The organism is Salinigranum marinum (genome assembly GCF_024228675.1).
Taxonomy (GTDB): domain Archaea; phylum Halobacteriota; class Halobacteria; order Halobacteriales; family Haloferacaceae; genus Salinigranum; species Salinigranum marinum.
On the sequence record NZ_CP100461.1, the window covers coordinates 301,947 to 317,768 of the forward strand.

Genomic DNA, 15,822 nt, shown 5'->3' on the forward strand with positions numbered 1-15,822 from the left:
CCGCCGCCGACAGCGACAGCTCTCCATCGGTTCGCCCAAAATTCTCACGTCGAGACCCCCAGTGCAACCGCTCCGCCACAGAACTCAGGCTTCAGAAACAGCTAGCCGAGGATCCTTTGTGAGGTACTGATTTTTGATGGCAGATATACGCGTTTGATTGCAAAGAAGAAAATAAATGACATCACAAAAATTAAAATATTTGAGAGTATCTAGATAATTTGGAAGCCGCTGGTAAACTCTTTCCACTCCCTGCTATGGGATTTTTTCTTGGACAAGATTATAGTCAAGATGAGTAGCAATATATACAGTTCAAACCTCGTTTTTTATAAAGTCATCATCCCAATCTAGAATTTTTAATCTATTATATGTCTGTTGTAATTACGCTGTAGTCGGAGGAGTTCTGTGTTGACTAGTGATAAGTTGGGTGGCCTTTTATTTGTACCCCAAGCTTTCAAGCCGCTCCTCAACCTCGGAGTCCATGTCCTCTTGGAGGTACCGAGCTTCAACATCGAGCTCGTTAAGACGTGAAAGGACAGCACTTCTCACTAATTCTCCTCCTGCCGTCGAGGTATCGACCTGCTCAATTCCGTTACGGAGGTCAAACAATCGATGTTCGCCGGCAATCTCATCACCCTCGTACAGCCAATCATTAGAACGAGCACCGACGATAACCTCTCCATGTACCTCGTGTTCTGCCATAATATACTCGCGTGCCTCGTCAAAGCCAGGAATCTGTCCTTCATACTCGCTAGGAACGTTTATTCCGAGAGATTTATGAATGAGTGGTGGTATATCAAGTAAACTTATCATTTGGTCCTTCGCATCGTAAAGGTAGTCCGGTCCGTTCACGACTATGAGAGGGACATGTAAGAGTTCGTCGTACATCCTCTCTGGCTTTCCGTACTGACCGTGGCTACCAAAGAGTTCACCGTGATCTGAGGTGATGATAATAAGTGTGTCATCGTATAGGCCTTCAGTTCGTAACGTATCTATAATTCGTTGAATCTGATTGTCAACGTAAGCAATCGCCGCGTCATAGAGCTTTCGTAGGTTACAAATTTCTGTATCCGAGAGCGCTTCGGGTTCCTTCAAGAGGGCGGAGTACCACTCCGATACATCGTTCTGTGTAACATTCCCGACTCCGTACTCGCGACGGTACTGCTTAGGAGGGAAGCACGGGTGATGAACGTCCATATAATGCGTCCATACGTGAAACGGAGTACTGGTCTTTTTAATCCAGTCAATTGTATCGTCGGTAATTACGTCCGCGCTGACATACGGACGTGGTTTTCCTTTGATTAATTGGTAAGACTTCTTAATGACATCGGTGAAGTGAAGCATATCGTCAACACGCTTAATTTTAGGGTTGTTAATCTCTATCCCACGCGGGAACACCTTTGTCGCAATTCCCATCAAAGGATTCTGATAGTCTTCGAACGTGTCAAATCCGACGTCATAGTTGAAGTGGCTCGAAAGGAAGGGGTTACACTGGAATCCACCTGTAGTTAGTCCGGCGTCATTAAGAAAGGTACTGACTCTCGGTCGGTCATCAGCGAGAGGACCAAGCCCTTCGTACGAGAGCGGTAGCGTTCCCGTAAGCATCGCAGGGAAAGACGGGGTGGTACCGGGACCAGTCGCAAAGGCACTACTGAATTTTACTCCGTCTCCAGTGGCTGACACCAAACATGGTGTGTCCTCGTTTGAATAATCCGACCGTAGCGAATCGATTGTTATGAGTAAACTATTTTTTTGCGTCATTGATAACTAGCAGTGTATATGTGTTTATAAATCCCGGAGTTAATGTTTATAAAATCATTCTAACATATTTCGTTCGTGTTAAGTTAGGGACGAGGCGGTCGAAGTTCGAATGTTCTATGCCCGAATTCAACCGCCTCAACCGAAATACCGATTGGATCAACTTGGAGTTTGTGGAGCGAGAACGGACACCCGAGGTCGCGATTCAAGTGGGTATTCAACTCCACCTCGCTGGTTTGTCGCTCTCTAATAATAAACAATATCTTGAGAGGTTGGGTGTCAAGCGAAGCCGAACTGCAATTCACGACTGGGTGCGGAATGCCGATTTACAACCCAACAGGGACGTAGAACCGGATCAGATTGCGGTCGACGAGACACTGATCCGTGTCAACGGCCAGCGTCACTGGCTGTACGCTGCGGTCGATCCCGACACGAATCAATTCCTCCATGTACGGTTGTTTCAGACGCGCACGACGCAGCTCACACTGCTGTTCCTTCGCGAACTCCACGAGAAACAGCAGGTCTCAGACGTGACGTTTCTCGTCGATGACTCGCACCATCTCAAGAACGCGCTGGGGCGACTTGGCCTCCGATTTCGAGTGAGCCGCCATGGCAATCGGAACGCCATCAAACGTGTCGTTCGTGGGGTATAACGACGAAATTTTTTGTTCTCAAATACGCTCTCGAACGCACAGTTGCCGACAGTTGACTCATGGCTGAAAGCCTTCGCTGTCTGGTAGAATCGATGCTAAAGCTAACACGAGGTATATTTAATAATCAAATATTACATCCCGTCCGGATTTCCCTCGTTCAACTCATCCGCTGAGCGTGTCATAGAATCCATCTCATAATTTCTCACAGCCCGGATCGCTTCCCCGCTCGTAGTTGGTGACGGCAAAGACGAGCCGTAGGCAGAGCGCAACGAACACTTCTGTTCGTGCGTGGACGCGGCCTCGGGCGCGGACGTGGCCGAGGCCGCAGTCTTTAATTGCGTCGTTGGTTCGCTCGACTCCTGTCCGGTCGTTATACTTCTCGTCCAAGATGGATTGCTTCAGCTGAACGCCCTCGCTGTGTTCGGCGATGCAATTCTCGATCCTGTACTCGACACCGAGTGGATCGTCGGTGTTTCGCGCGTTGTACGGGGCGATTGGCACGACCCCTGCGGCCAGCAGGTGGTCGTGCTAATCGAGGATATCGTAGACGCTGTCTCCAAGCATCCAGATCGGTGTATCAACGGTGAGCGCGTCACGCGTGACGCGCATCGCTGTCTCTTGATCTGTTTGTTTGGTCTGTATAAATTCGGCTGCAATCGGGATCTTTGCGCCGGTCGAGACGATCGTACAGCCGAAACCGTAGTAGTACCCCTCCGCTGTTGGATCGTAGTTCCACGATGCAGTGTCGTTGTACTGGATTGCTTCGACGTGGGTCAAACCGATTGAGTACGTGGAGTCGAGCAGGCCGCGGGGCGACGGCCTGCTCGACGAGCCTGTCGAAGACATCGTCGGTGACGTGTTGGAGGTCAGTGAGAAAGGGATCAATCGTGTCTCTGGATGGCGGTTTGGTGAGTCCGCAGTAGTACCACACGAGTGCGTGCTGGAGTTTTCGTGTAACCGGACGTGTACCGTAGATGTCCTTGTAATAGCAGTGCAGAAAGCCGCAGAAGAGGTCTGGTGGCTGATGCACTCGTGTTCGCCCCCTCGAAGCGGGGGCGAACACGTCGCACTCAATCAAAAACTCGAACTTAAGATGCTTGAACAGCGGTACTGTCTCGGTCGCCGCCGCATTCAAGAAGTCGTTGGCCGAAGCTACGTCTTGCAGGGCGTTAGTGCTGCTGGACACAGTTTCCAAGCCCTGCGGCCTCCTTTGGGAGGCTTTCTATGACACGCTCCACCCGCTAGGAAAAATCCAGCCTCCTTTCGCCGGTTCGCCTTGTTCACCCAGAACAATTGAATTCCCGTACGAATTTACTGGAGGGTCCACTAGTGGTGCTTCAACTATCAACTGAGACAGGGTTGAGCCTGCGGAGTTTGATGCGTGCGTCGTCAGTCGTGAACTGCCAGTCGATAGTCGAATCCGCCTCGTTCTTGGTCCTTTCCCACGCAGCGACCTCCGAACGGAGGGTCGCTGCGTCGGACATCCGACGGTCGAGAAACTAAGGCGCGAGTGCGCTGAGTTCGATTTCCTCCATATTGAGCCAGCTTCCGTGTGGTGGAGTGAAGTGAAACTCAAACTTCTCAAGCGGTCGACGAGCCTCAGTCGGCGGGAGGAACTCGTAGAACGCGTACTCGGTGTGAGTGCTGAAGTTGTCAAGCACCAATCGGATACGAGCCGCATCCGGGTAGTGCTCATCGACGAGTTGGCGCATCTGCTCGACGAACTCGACTTTGGTTCGCTTCCTGGTCACATCGACGTGCCGCCAGCCGACCAGCGGTTCACTGATTACGAAGAGGTTGCGCGTTCCAGATCGCAGGTACGTGTAATGGGTGCGAGCGACCGCTCCCGGTTTCGCCGGGAGCGGTTCGCGGACGTGCCTGAGGAGTTGTTTGTTGGTTTCGTCGAAGCAGACGACTGGACGGTCTTTGTCGTACGGTTCGTGGTAGAGGGCGAGGACATCTTCCATGCGGCAGACGAACTTGGCGTTCTGGCCGGGTAGGGAGGATCACCCACTGGGAGGATCGGTGAGGCTACAGTTGGTTTTTTGAGAATCTGTCGAACGGTCTCGTGTGAGATCGACTCGACGTCGACCTCATCGAGCGTGACAAGTCTGTCTGCGAGGAGGTGGAGTGTCCAGCTAGCGCGCCCTTCGGGCTGCTCGCTGCACGCCAACGCAACAAGGTGAGCTTCAGCGGTGCCATCAAGTTTGCGCGCGTAGATGTGGTCAGGGTTCTTCCGTTCGATGGTGCCGAGACGCTCGCGGGAGAAGCGCTCCCGCGTGCGCTGACGGTGGCACGGCCACAGTCCAGCGCGTCAGCGATCTTCGGATCGCTCCAGCCTTCCTCGGATTTCAACAAGATGCGTGCTCGGGTGAGTTCACAGGCACTGTGGTTACCTGCTGAAACGAGCGCTTCGAGTTCTGCACGCCCTTCATCCGTCAACTCGACAAGATACAGCTTCCACCCATGAGGATGTTCCAGAGGCCGTGCAGCTGTTTTACGCTATCACGTCACGGTTGAAACACCACTAGACAGTGCCTCCTTTCCTGGTTTAGCAAGGTGGTAAGGGTCCAGAAGATCTTTCTGTGAGGTGTCTAATGTTTTGTTTATTCAATTAATTTTTAAATTAAATTTGAACGGACATATGAAATTATTGATAGGATCGGATTCAAGTTGTTGAATATATAAACTTTGGTCCAAAACTCTGAACACACATGAGAAATTGCACAATATATCAAAATAAATTGGCAATGAAAGTTTTGAAATTTGCCCTGGTCAAAATGATTTTCTTATATCGTGAACCAATTATTAACTACTACTCTGTATATTATTTTCTCGGTTGAACATTAAATAGGACGTAGGCTCACAATAGATATGGAAATTAATAAATGCGAGTAAGCTCAAAATCCAATAGTAATAATAAAAGTCAGTGTTTGACATCACCGAATTAATGAACTAAATCAAGCCTTGTGGACTAATCTCAATCAAACCAGTCATTCGTTACTAAATGAGTAAAAAATACCCTTCGGTAAACGCGATTATAATTAACTGGGAGAATTATGAAGACACATCAAATTGTATAAAATCACTTAAAGAAAGTTCTTACCGAAACTTCGATATTACAGTTGTTGACAATGGATCCACCGACGAATCTCTTAAGAAATTGCGAGTACGATTCCCTGATGTGAATTTCATTGGTGTTGATTCAAATAAAGGATTTGGCGCAGCTGTAAACAGGGCCGTAGAGCCAGTGAAAAATTATAGTTATGACTATACGTGGGTCTTGAACAACGATGTGATATTCCCTGATCAGAATCTATTAACAAACCTTGTTCAAGATGCTGAGGAAAACACTAAGATCGGTATCATTACCCCGAAAGTCCTCCATTATCCAGAAATAAACAAAGTCTGGTTCATAAAAGGGCAAATAAACTGGAATATTGGCTACCCGTATCATCAATCAGAGTCGCAACATTTATTTGATATATTTCGGTCAAATGAGAACTACAGCGAAGATATATTACAAAACGATTACATTCCCTTCTGCAGCGCATTAATCCGAACGGATGTCTTTCGCGAAGTCGGTGGAATCCCGGAGGACTATTTCCTATACTTTGAAGACGTGGAGTATTGTTGCCGCGTGTCGGAAGCGGGATTCGAAGTGAAGACAAGTCAAAAGTCTATAATTTACCATCGAGAATCAAGTTCGTCCGCTGGGGCGAGAAAGACGATTCCATCATATTACATGGCGAGAAATCGATGGCATTTCTACCGCGATAATGATGATAAGATAGGACTATTGTTTTATATGTTCTCACTTATTTGGATCCTACTCAATATTTTAGACAGAGCACATAAGAAAGAGTGGATGAGTATCATTGCTTTATTACTTGGTTCCTACGATGGAATCCTCGGTGTTAGATATCGAGGTAGGTATCCATGAACTTACTCCAAATCACCAGCTCAGAGGTCTATCCGCCCTCAACGGGAGGAACTCACAGGTCACATGGATTGTTGTTATCATTTATTAACCAATGCGATTCAGTGGTCAGATATGCTCAGGGATCACCCGGTCTGCCACTGACCGTTGGCCCAGATGAGATAGAAATTAAACATAATTACAAGGAAATTAGAGAATGTGGAATATTATCTCTCGTATCCAAAGCACCAATGTTGTTTGGTCAACCAAACATATTACAAGGTATCCCATTGCGATTGACCCTCCCAAAAATTCTTGCTAAAGAACTACAAAAAGCGGATATCGTTCAGGTAGAGGGCCCATGGCAGATGCCCGGCATAGCACACCATACTCCTGAAAGCACTCCATTAATATTCTCAAGCCATAATGCTGAATACGAAGTGTTTTCTGGCGATGACAATACTGTGACTGACAGTATGTTTCTCAGGCAACTCCGACGTATTGAAGAAACATCAATAAAATGCTCTGACTTAGTAATTTGTACCACAGAACGTGACAAGGACGCTCTCAAAACTAGGTATTCTCTTGATTTCCCATCGGTAATCGTGCCAAATGGGACTTATGAGTCAAATATTCGAGACAGTTTTGATGATGATTTGGGTACAAAGAAGTATGAGAAGTTCGGAGTACGCGAGAATGCATTCGTTGGGGTTTTCATCGGATCAGGATATGCTCCGAATATTGATGCGGTCGAACAAATAATTAATATTTCAAATAAATTGTCTAATACCGATATTGAGTTTCAGATAGTAGTTTGTGGTTCTGTATGCGAACACTTCACTGACAGTTATGAAAACATCAATATGCTGGGTTTCGTGGATGACTTAGAGTCCATATATAATATTTCTGACTTTGGATTAAATCCAATTAGATTTGGAAGCGGAAGTAACATCAAAATCTTAGATTATATGTCCAGAGGGCTGCCGGTCATAACCACGAAATTTGGTTCTCGCGGATATCGCTTAGTCCACAAAAACAACGCATTAATTTCTGATCTTTCATCGTTTCATAGTGAGATTTATCGCTTATTTCATAACCATGACCTCAGGGCGAGACTCCAAGTCAACTCTCACCAATATATTGAAGAAAACCATACTTGGGAGGATATATCTGCGAACTACCGAAGAAATGTGAAAAGATTAATTAGGTAGAGTTAGCGCAGTAGAAAATTTTTCGACTCTGTAGTTTCGGCACACGGCGGTTGATTTCACGGATATCTCACGCTCCGTCGGAGGTTGTAGAGGGTCGCTTTCAGCAGCATTTCACGAAACTCCAGCCACCAGCTACGCGCACGCACGGCAGCGCCGAGCGTGCGCTTGATTGACGAGAAGTCGGTTTCTGACATGGAGCGCTGGTGATACCGATCACTGTCCATACGGGCGTTATGAGCGTAATCGAGTGGATTCATGATCTGTGTTTGATCAGCGGTCTGATGCCGTTTTCGCGGAGTTCGTCGCGGAAGGCTTTCGCGTCGTAGCCTCGGTCGGCGGCAAGGCTTCGCAGGTCGCCGGCGTTCCGCCGGGCGACCTGCGGGCCGATCTTCGCATCGTGTTTCTTCGAGGTAGTCGAGTGGATGTCGGTGATGTACAGCGTTTCAACATCCACGAGAGCAGTGACTTTCAGTGCCCGGACGCGGTAGTTAGTGCGGTTGGCGTAGTGGCAGCTCGGTTGGTCGCGGTCGAAGCCAGTCGAATCGATGGCGGCGTGACCAGTGCGTTCCTCGACGCGTCGGTCGAGGAACGCACGCCACGTTTTCGTTGGAATCCACGCAAACCGTCCGGAGGACAGTGTAGTGAGGAAGCCGTGTTAGGGCCGATTTCGTCTAAAACACCGGGCATTTCACTGAACAAATCCACCGCGACGCGGTAGGATTTGCCCAGCTCGATTGGAGTGCATGCAGCGTGAGCATCGCCCACTCAGCGAACCCGCGACCCCCTTCGGGGTCGGCGGGTTCGTCAGGGTTTGTAACAACAGATTTAGACTTAGCGACCGTAACACGAGTGAAGAGACGGATTTCGGATGTTACACCGATCTGTCTCTTCGTTTTCTACGGCAATAACGCAGTCGTGGCGTCTCAGTCTAGCGAAACTACAGAGCCAATTTTTCTAATAGTGCTTTCTGATCAACCAATCGAAGTAACTGTGAACTACGGGGCTTTCAGTAATATGTTGATACAATCTCAAAGAACTGTTCTCTTGTATTTGGGACTATCACCAGTAATAAAAAGTAAATTATTACGCCCATAAATACCATGAAAAGAATAGATACTACCGAATCAGTATTCATAAACTCTTTAAGTAGGTGGACACAAACGCTCATCAGGACCGAACATATCACACATATAATTATTTCGGTGTACATAATCCTAATATTCATGAATTTCGACAGCATATATGTTACAATCACAGTACTCAATGAAAATGATACGACTGTCGCTATAGCAGCGCCTTCCATCCCTATTTGTTGTACTAGGTAAAAATTCAGCGATATATTAATAATGATACTAACAATAACTGCGAGGGCACGTAGCTCCGGATGGTCAATACCGGACAGTAGATTTTTATTGATTCGATCAATTGCCTCAAATAATTTCCCAGACATTAATATAATTAATACTACAAATCCGGATTCGAACTGTTCACCGAATGCCAATCTTATTATTGCTTCCCCCAAGACGATGCTTCCAAAAAACGCTGGTATCACGAAGGCCAATGAGATTAGAATTACGACTGGAAGCAAATCTTCGATTTCTTTCATGCTTCCAGATGCGTCCCATGAACTAACTTGAGGAAGAATTGTCGTCTCAATTGCACTTGTAAACAACATAACCAAAGCCGACACCCTCCAAGCAACCTCGTAAGCTCCCACAGCAGCTTGACCTATTAACAATCCAATTACAGCGATATCTAGCCAGTTGTATAAATAAGAATCTACAAAAGCGACTACGCTAAATTTAGAAAAATTAAAAAGTGAGCGAGCAGCTCTAAGTGAGGGGGAACCGATTGGCGTATTCCACTTATAAATAGAAATAAGTGAAATGACCCCTGTGCTGAAGGCGAGCGCATATACTAGACCCCTGTAATCAGAGCCTGAAAATATCAATGCTATTGCGACACAGTTGAAAATAATCTGTTTTGAGAAACTCATCATCGCGGTCTCATCCACTCTAAGCTCTCCCTTAAGAACATTAATTCCTAGCTTGAAAAATTCGTTTAGAATAACTACGATTATTAGGGCTACTGCCAACTTAGCACCCAAATATGAATTAATGATTCCTCTGAAATTAAATGCTATGAGAGAAACCAATATGAGGCTGAGACTAAATAAAACGATTGCAGTAGACACTATCTCAGAACGATCAGCAGGATCCGACTCTTCACTTAACCTTTTAATAACTGCACCTTGTAAACCTAGGTCAGCGGGGATTGCGAAGAGCTCAAGCAATGCTTGGAACAGAAAAAAGATACCAAGTTGTTCTGCACCCAAACTCCTAGCAAAGTATACTAGCCCAAGCATGCTAATCACTGACCCAAAGGCTCTTGCTAGGAACACATAGACGGTAGACTTAGCCAGATTCATTATGTATATAGTTCAGTTAATATATAATCCCTTGTAAAAGTATTAATCGATGACCGTGCGGTAGACATTTATTGTATCGTTTGCAACACTACGCCATGAATATTCATTAGTAGCCCTATCACGCGCGTTTTTCCCCATTTCTAGTCTCATTTCCTCCTCAATCAAGAGTTTGTTTATTGCATTTGTAAGCTCAGAGGTGTTACCGGGATTTATCAGAATACCAGTTTCCGGGGTGATCTGCTCTGGTATTCCACCGACAGAGGTGGAGATAACCGGCGTGCCCGCAGCCATCGCTTCCAGCGTCACCAGGGGAAAAACGTCCGATTTAGTTGGAAAAACAAATATATCCGAGAATTGGTATAGTTGGCGGAGCCTGTTCTTAGACACGTACCCCTCGAATCGAATACGATCATCACAGTTGTTCTCAATCTCCGCAACCAGTGAAGGATCCGACTCCGGTCCAACAATGAATAGAGAGAAATCATGTTTAATTCCGTCAACAGCATTAATCAGTTCGAGAACCCCTTTGCTTTCGATAATCTTTCCAACAAAGAGGAGTATTGGCCGACCAGTCACGCTTTCCACATCTACTTCGTTGTCACATTTTTCGAATGACACGCCATTAGGAATAACAGATACGTCTTGATTAGGGAACTTTTTCCTAAGGGTTTCTTTGTCACTATTGGACAGTGAAATGATATGTTCTGCTCCACGAATCACGCTCTCGTATAGTCTCAAATAGACTTGCTTGAACAAAAATTCTCCAGCAGCACCCATATTAAGATACTCAGGCCACTCGTATATTTTACTAATCTCATGTGTAGTAAATACGTATGGTACTCCTTTGAGACGACATTGGATAACGCATATAACGAGTGCAAATATGGGTATTGAGTTATGAATATGAACGACATCGTAGTCATGTAATGGACTTGGTGGGTCCAGATAGGTGAATATTAAACTATTCTCGAAATTAGTTTGTGTGTCTATGTTCAATACGTCAAGAAAATCAGGCATAAATTTTATTGAAGATATATTGTACATACCAAAATTCATTCCCACTTCATTAACTAGCTTTTCATCCGAATCACCGGACATCTTAACGACATCAACAGTTACCTCTCTATCCAAATGATTCGCTAAGTTCATTCCGGCCCTAACGGCTCCCTCCATGTTCTCCGGAGTGGAAATTATTACTTTGAGTATTCTCATTGATTGGTTATGTGTATTAATGAGAATTCTTTTTTCATTGGATACACTATCCATCTCCTGTTGATACTAGCCTCTGTGGTAAGGACAATAAACTGAAATCACGACCTGCGATACTCATACACTTGGTTACTCGCTAGCAACTATTTTATCATTACTATGGCGATTCCGAGGTCAACAATAGTATTCAATCAGGTGTGATATATTTAAAGCCCTTGTCGTTCACTGGTAAGCTTGGATAGCACGATACTGCTGTACGTCTGAGCATTACTATCAAAGCGGGCGCTTCTGGTAGTAATTTGTCCTCAACCACGTCCGGCTCAACAATCCCTAAGCCATGCCTTTTGGTTAATTGTTATATTTATGACGGGAATCGATTGGACTGCTTGTATATTGAAAATTTTGTAGTAGATAACTAAATGTATGCGTAAATTATTTAAGTCAGGCATCATTATTTCTATATGAATATCAATACTTTCAACTTATCCAAGATAATGTTCCAGTGTAGCTATATGCGGCAAAATTGCTTGAATTGATATGATTAGCGTCGTGATTCCTACAAAAAACGCCGGGAAAGATTTTGAGGAGACTCTTAAATCGATAAGGAATCAGGATGTTTCTGAACTGGAGATCATTATCATTGACTCTGGTTCCGATGATGGCACGGTTGAACTTGCAAATGAATATGCAAATTCGGTAATAACTATTTCGCCGAATGAATTTCACCATGGAAAAACCCGGAATCGAGCAGCGAATCAGTCAAAAGGTGATGTAATTGTCTTTACTGTTCAGGACGCTCTCCCAACAGACAATCGGTGGCTAACTAAACTTGTAAACCCCATAAAAAACGGTGTAGCGGATGTATGTTATGGGAATCAAATAGCCAATATCGATTCGAAACCCCCGGATAGATTTTTTTACCAGTACTTTTATCCAGAAATTCCTATTACAATCACCGAGAAAAATACTACAAACAAGCCCGAATTCTACATCGACAATATATTCATTTCCGATGTGAACTCAGCAATCGCCCGGGATGTTTGGAATGAATTTCAATTTCAGGATTCTGTTCAAATGTCCGAGGATAAGGACTTCGCGTATCGAGTTGCTTCCGCAGGTTATACCATCAGGTATTGTCCAGAAGCGAAGGTATACCACTCTCATGATTATTCTCTACTGGAATTATTTACTAGACGGTACAAAGATGGAAAAGCGTTTGCAAAATTCGCACCTGGTGAATCAGGAGGGTTTGTTTCAGAAGGCATTGAGTATGTGGTGGATGAGTACTCATTCTTAATTCACTCTGGTAGTATCAAATGGATACCATACTGTATATTATATGACCTGACTTATTTTGTTTCCTTTATTTTAGGAGAAAAACATGGAATCATTGGCGAATGGATCTCCTACCTAAGATGCGATTCGTAAGATCAAGTATCATATTAGTTAAATTCGGACCAGCTAAGGAATTCTTGCATCAGCCACAATTAATATTAACTGTGGATGTGACCGCTGGAATAATGAAAGGCGTCCTTCTTTCAGGGGGCACTGGTTCTCGCCTCCGACCCATTACCCACACGGGCCCGAAGCAACTCGTCCCGGTGGCAAACAAACCAGTTCTCGAATACGCTATAGAGGACTTCAAACAAGCAGGTATCACCGAAATCGGTGTCATTCTCGGCCATAAGGGTCGAAAAGAGATCCAAAAACTTCTTGATGACGGCTCCAATTACGGCGTCGATATCACTTACATCGTCCAAGGGAACTCGCTCGGTCTCGCACATGCCGCCGGGTGCGCGAAGGACTTCGTCGGTGACGATGACTTCGTGATGTACCTCGGCGACAACATCCTCAAGGAGGGCATCACGAATCTCGTCGAGAGCTTCGAGAGTGGAGACTACGACGCCGGTATCGCCCTTCAGGAGGTCGACAATCCACAGCGGTTCGGCATTGCAGACCTCGACGATGACGGTAACGTCACTCGCCTCATCGAGAAGCCAGATGACCCACCCACTAACTTCGCGCTCATCGGGATGTACGTCTTCTCGCCGAAGGTGTTCGATGCCATCGAGACGCTCGAACCGTCTTGGCGGGGAGAGCTCGAAATCACCGACGCGATTCAGCGACTTCTCGACGACGGGAACGCGATCGACTCCCACGTCGTCGATGGCTGGTGGAAGGACACCGGAAAGCCGGAGGACATCCTCCACGCGAACCACCTCGTCCTCGAGGGACTCGGACACACGGTCGAAGGGACGATCGCGGATTGTGCGGAAGTCTCTGGTCGTATCGAACTGCCCGCCTCGTCAACAATCGAATCTGGCGCGGTCGTCCGTGGACCGGTCTCCATCGCCGAGAACACGACCATCGAATCCGGCACCTATATCGGTCCGTACACGTCGATCGGCGCGAACTGCGTTATCGCGAATACCCACCTCGAGAACTCGGTCATCATCGGCGACTCCGAGATTACCACTTCAGGGAAAATCGTCGACAGCCTCATCGGGCGCGCTGCACAGATCGGGAGCGCCGCTGACCTCCTCCCCGAGGGTCGCCGCCTCGTCGTCGGCGAGAACTCGAACCTCAAACTCTAACCAGACCATGCGCATCATCACACACACCTGCACGGCGTGCGGAACGATTGTCTCAGCAAACGAACTCGAAGAGAACCGGGTGATGAAGTGCCCAGGGCTGAACTGCGACGATGTGCTCCGGTTCGAGGACCTTTCTGAAGGGGACCAAGAACACTACCTCGAGAACGAGGCGCAGTACCAGCTCGACTAAAGGGCGTCCGAAATCGCCGCGAGGTCCTCATCGAGCGTCGGTTGCGCTCGCCCCAACCGATCTTCGACCTTTGAGACGTCGAGACACGTGTACTCTGGTCGGGTTGCTGGACGGTCGAGGCCGGCCTGTGAGCCCTCGTCCAATAGCGATGTCGATGCACCCATCGCCTCACAGATCCTCCTCCCGAACTCGTACGGTGTCACGCACGACCGACTCGCGACGTGAAACAACCCGGAGACCTCCTGTTCGGCCGCCTTAACGAGCACCTCAGCTGTCGAACCTGCTCTGCTCGGTGTGATGTGCTGGTCGACGAACAACGGTGTCTCTTCGCCACCCTCCAGTTGTCCTCGAACCCAAGCAGGGAATCCGGTGAGTTCGTCAGTAGAGCGATGAACGCCGTACACAAACGATAGTCTGACAATAAGTGGATTCGAATGATAAGACTGCACCGTTCGCTCGCCGTCGAGCTTCGACGCGCCGTACTCCTGTACAGGGCGTGGTTCATCTGTCTCGGTGTACGGGTCGGCGTTCGTCCCGTCGAACACGTAATCAGTCGACGCATGGACGAACACAATATCGTTCCCCTCACAGGCTGCGGCGAGCTCCCCCGGTGCCTCACCGTTCACCTCGTACGCGAGCCTCGAATCGGACTCACAGCTGTCGACGTCGGTCAGCGCGGCGCAGTTCACGACGACGTCCAGCTCGTGTTCGATGAGCAACTCACGAAACCGCTCGTTCTCACGGACATCCAACTCGTATAGCGGGAGATCGAACGACGGAGCCGTCGAGTGGTACGTCCCGACGACATCGTGACCCCGGTCTTCGGCAATGGACACGACGTTACTTCCGAGCAACCCAGCCGCCCCAAGGACGAGCACGCGCATTTCGTACGTCGGTTATCTGAAAGAGATAAGTATCTACTCCCCACCCAATCGAACGATGCACGTACTCGTCACCGGTGGTGCAGGCTTCATCGGCTCGAACTTCGTCCACTTACTCCTTAATGAGACCGACTACGAAGTCACGACCCTCGACGCGTTGACCTACGCGGGGTCAATCGAAAATCTCGACGGAACGCTCGACGCCGACCGACACGAATTCGTCGAGGGTGACATCCGCGACGTCGACCTCGTTTCCGATCTCGTCTCGGACGCTGAGGTTGTGGTCAACTTCGCCGCCGAGTCACACGTCGATCGCTCCATCGACGGTGCCGAACCTTTCGTATCGACGAACGTCCAAGGAACGCAAGTCCTTCTCGACGCGGCGCTCAACGCTGACGTCGACCGATTCATTCAGATCTCGACCGACGAGGTATACGGAGAGATTGCAGAGGGCACTTTTTCGGAGGATGACCGGCTGAACCCGCGGAACCCTTACTCGGCGACAAAGGCTGGTGCCGACTTGCTAGCGCGTAGCTACCAGACGACGCACGGTCTCCCGGTCACCGTGACACGCTCGTCGAACAACTTCGGCCCCCGGCAACATCCCGAGAAGCTCATCCCGAAGTTCCTCACGAACGCGGCCCAGGGCGAATCGCTCCCGGTGTACGGCGACGGGACGAACGTCCGCGAGTGGATCTACGTTGAGGACAACTGCCGTGCGCTTCTCACTGTGGTTGAAGAGGGCAAAGCCGGCGAAGTTTACAACGTGGGCAGCGGCATCGAGAAACAGAACATCGAGGTGACGAAGGCAATTATCCAAGCGGTCGGAGCCTCCGAGGACCTAATCGAGTTCGTCGAAGACCGCGCAGGTCACGACCAGCGCTACGCGCTCGATACGACGAAGATCGAGGCACTCGGCTGGGAGCCCCAGTGGTCGTTCGAGGAAGGACTCGACGCGACGGTCGAATACTACTTGGGGTAA

At 48.0% G+C, this 15,822-nt stretch carries 11 protein-coding genes and 5 pseudogenes; 7 read left to right on the forward strand and 9 right to left on the reverse strand.

The window, feature by feature from the left end; genetic code table 11:
- Window positions 1–432: 432 nt before the first annotated feature.
- Entirely contained in the window at window positions 433–1,758 is a 1,326-nt protein-coding gene (locus tag NKJ07_RS01340) for a sulfatase (RefSeq protein WP_318568810.1), read from the reverse strand.
- 116 nt (window positions 1,759–1,874) lie between these two features.
- Between NKJ07_RS01340 and NKJ07_RS01345 the strand changes: the two are divergent.
- Window positions 1,875–2,495: pseudogene (locus tag NKJ07_RS01345) on the forward strand (IS6 family transposase).
- Window positions 2,496–2,600: 105 nt separating this feature from the next.
- Here the strand turns inward: NKJ07_RS01345 and NKJ07_RS01350 are convergent.
- The 4 genes and pseudogenes from NKJ07_RS01350 to NKJ07_RS01365 form a co-directional block, all read right to left on the reverse strand.
- Window positions 2,601–3,594, reverse strand: a pseudogene (locus NKJ07_RS01350) (transposase).
- A 313-nt stretch (window positions 3,595–3,907) separates the two neighbouring features.
- Window positions 3,908–4,375 (reverse strand): IS630 family transposase, encoded by a 468-nt coding sequence (locus NKJ07_RS01355; RefSeq protein WP_318568811.1) that lies wholly within the window; start codon window positions 4,373–4,375, stop codon window positions 3,908–3,910.
- 140 nt (window positions 4,376–4,515) lie between these two features.
- Window positions 4,516–4,713 (reverse strand): annotated as a pseudogene (locus tag NKJ07_RS01360) (IS630 family transposase); the annotation flags it as partial.
- A gap of 23 nt (window positions 4,714–4,736) precedes the next feature.
- Window positions 4,737–4,850 (reverse strand): annotated as a pseudogene (locus tag NKJ07_RS01365) (hypothetical protein); the annotation flags it as partial.
- A 565-nt stretch (window positions 4,851–5,415) separates the two neighbouring features.
- Here NKJ07_RS01365 and NKJ07_RS01370 point away from each other — a divergent pair.
- Window positions 5,416–6,351, forward strand: coding sequence for a glycosyltransferase family 2 protein (locus NKJ07_RS01370; protein WP_318568812.1), 936 nt, complete (start codon window positions 5,416–5,418; stop codon window positions 6,349–6,351).
- The gene (locus NKJ07_RS01375) at window positions 6,348–7,538 is read left to right on the forward strand and encodes a glycosyltransferase family 4 protein (protein ID WP_318568813.1); all 1,191 of its coding nucleotides are present in this window, start codon (window positions 6,348–6,350) and stop codon (window positions 7,536–7,538) included. The genes NKJ07_RS01370 and NKJ07_RS01375 overlap by 4 nt, the downstream gene beginning before the upstream one ends.
- A 56-nt stretch (window positions 7,539–7,594) precedes the next feature.
- On the opposite strand, the pseudogene NKJ07_RS01380 reads toward NKJ07_RS01375, so the two are convergent.
- The 3 genes and pseudogenes from NKJ07_RS01380 to NKJ07_RS01390 form a co-directional block, all read right to left on the reverse strand.
- Window positions 7,595–8,419, reverse strand: a pseudogene (locus tag NKJ07_RS01380) (IS5 family transposase).
- 125 nt (window positions 8,420–8,544) lie between these two features.
- Window positions 8,545–9,966, reverse strand: a complete 1,422-nt coding sequence (locus NKJ07_RS01385; RefSeq protein ID WP_318568814.1) for an oligosaccharide flippase family protein — start codon at window positions 9,964–9,966, stop codon at window positions 8,545–8,547.
- A 42-nt stretch (window positions 9,967–10,008) separates the two neighbouring features.
- Window positions 10,009–11,178, reverse strand: coding sequence for a glycosyltransferase family 4 protein (locus tag NKJ07_RS01390; protein ID WP_318568815.1), 1,170 nt, complete (start codon window positions 11,176–11,178; stop codon window positions 10,009–10,011).
- A 534-nt stretch (window positions 11,179–11,712) separates the two neighbouring features.
- Between NKJ07_RS01390 and NKJ07_RS01395 the strand changes: the two genes are divergently transcribed.
- The 3 genes from NKJ07_RS01395 (at window position 11,713) to NKJ07_RS01405 (ending at window position 13,959) form a co-directional block, all read left to right on the forward strand.
- Window positions 11,713–12,603 carry a glycosyltransferase family 2 protein gene (locus NKJ07_RS01395; protein WP_318568816.1) on the forward strand — a complete coding sequence of 297 codons (891 nt, stop codon included), beginning with the start codon at window positions 11,713–11,715 and terminating at the stop codon, window positions 12,601–12,603.
- A gap of 92 nt (window positions 12,604–12,695) precedes the next feature.
- Window positions 12,696–13,769 carry a glucose-1-phosphate thymidylyltransferase gene (locus NKJ07_RS01400; RefSeq protein ID WP_318570514.1) on the forward strand — a complete coding sequence of 358 codons (1,074 nt, stop codon included), beginning with the start codon at window positions 12,696–12,698 and terminating at the stop codon, window positions 13,767–13,769.
- Between the two features lie 7 nt (window positions 13,770–13,776).
- The gene (locus NKJ07_RS01405) at window positions 13,777–13,959 is read left to right on the forward strand and encodes a hypothetical protein (RefSeq protein ID WP_318568817.1); all 183 of its coding nucleotides are present in this window, start codon (window positions 13,777–13,779) and stop codon (window positions 13,957–13,959) included.
- Here the strand turns inward: NKJ07_RS01405 and NKJ07_RS01410 are convergent.
- The gene (locus tag NKJ07_RS01410) at window positions 13,956–14,843 is read right to left on the reverse strand and encodes an SDR family oxidoreductase (protein ID WP_318568818.1); all 888 of its coding nucleotides are present in this window, start codon (window positions 14,841–14,843) and stop codon (window positions 13,956–13,958) included. The genes NKJ07_RS01405 and NKJ07_RS01410 overlap by 4 nt on opposite strands.
- A gap of 55 nt (window positions 14,844–14,898) precedes the next feature.
- Here NKJ07_RS01410 and rfbB point away from each other — a divergent pair, with 55 nt between their 5' ends.
- On the forward strand, window positions 14,899–15,822 hold the full coding sequence (gene rfbB / locus NKJ07_RS01415) for a dTDP-glucose 4,6-dehydratase (RefSeq protein ID WP_318570515.1): 924 nt from the start codon (window positions 14,899–14,901) through the stop codon (window positions 15,820–15,822).

What these genes read in the sequence shown, in the direction of transcription:
- NKJ07_RS01355 (WP_318568811.1), bottom strand. Translation starts at nt 4,375, where the DNA reads ATGGAAGATGTCCTCGCCCTCTACCACGAACCGTACGACAAAGACCGT.
- NKJ07_RS01340 (WP_318568810.1), bottom strand. Translation starts at nt 1,758, where the DNA reads ATGACGCAAAAAAATAGTTTACTCATAACAATCGATTCGCTACGGTCG.
- NKJ07_RS01400 (WP_318570514.1), top strand. Translation starts at nt 12,696, where the DNA reads ATGAAAGGCGTCCTTCTTTCAGGGGGCACTGGTTCTCGCCTCCGACCC.
- NKJ07_RS01405 (WP_318568817.1), top strand. Translation starts at nt 13,777, where the DNA reads ATGCGCATCATCACACACACCTGCACGGCGTGCGGAACGATTGTCTCA.
- NKJ07_RS01375 (WP_318568813.1), top strand. Translation starts at nt 6,348, where the DNA reads ATGAACTTACTCCAAATCACCAGCTCAGAGGTCTATCCGCCCTCAACG.
- rfbB (WP_318570515.1), top strand. Translation starts at nt 14,899, where the DNA reads ATGCACGTACTCGTCACCGGTGGTGCAGGCTTCATCGGCTCGAACTTC.
- NKJ07_RS01390 (WP_318568815.1), bottom strand. Translation starts at nt 11,178, where the DNA reads ATGAGAATACTCAAAGTAATAATTTCCACTCCGGAGAACATGGAGGGA.
- NKJ07_RS01370 (WP_318568812.1), top strand. Translation starts at nt 5,416, where the DNA reads ATGAGTAAAAAATACCCTTCGGTAAACGCGATTATAATTAACTGGGAG.
- NKJ07_RS01385 (WP_318568814.1), bottom strand. Translation starts at nt 9,966, where the DNA reads ATGAATCTGGCTAAGTCTACCGTCTATGTGTTCCTAGCAAGAGCCTTT.
- NKJ07_RS01410 (WP_318568818.1), bottom strand. Translation starts at nt 14,843, where the DNA reads ATGCGCGTGCTCGTCCTTGGGGCGGCTGGGTTGCTCGGAAGTAACGTC.
- NKJ07_RS01395 (WP_318568816.1), top strand. Translation starts at nt 11,713, where the DNA reads ATGATTAGCGTCGTGATTCCTACAAAAAACGCCGGGAAAGATTTTGAG.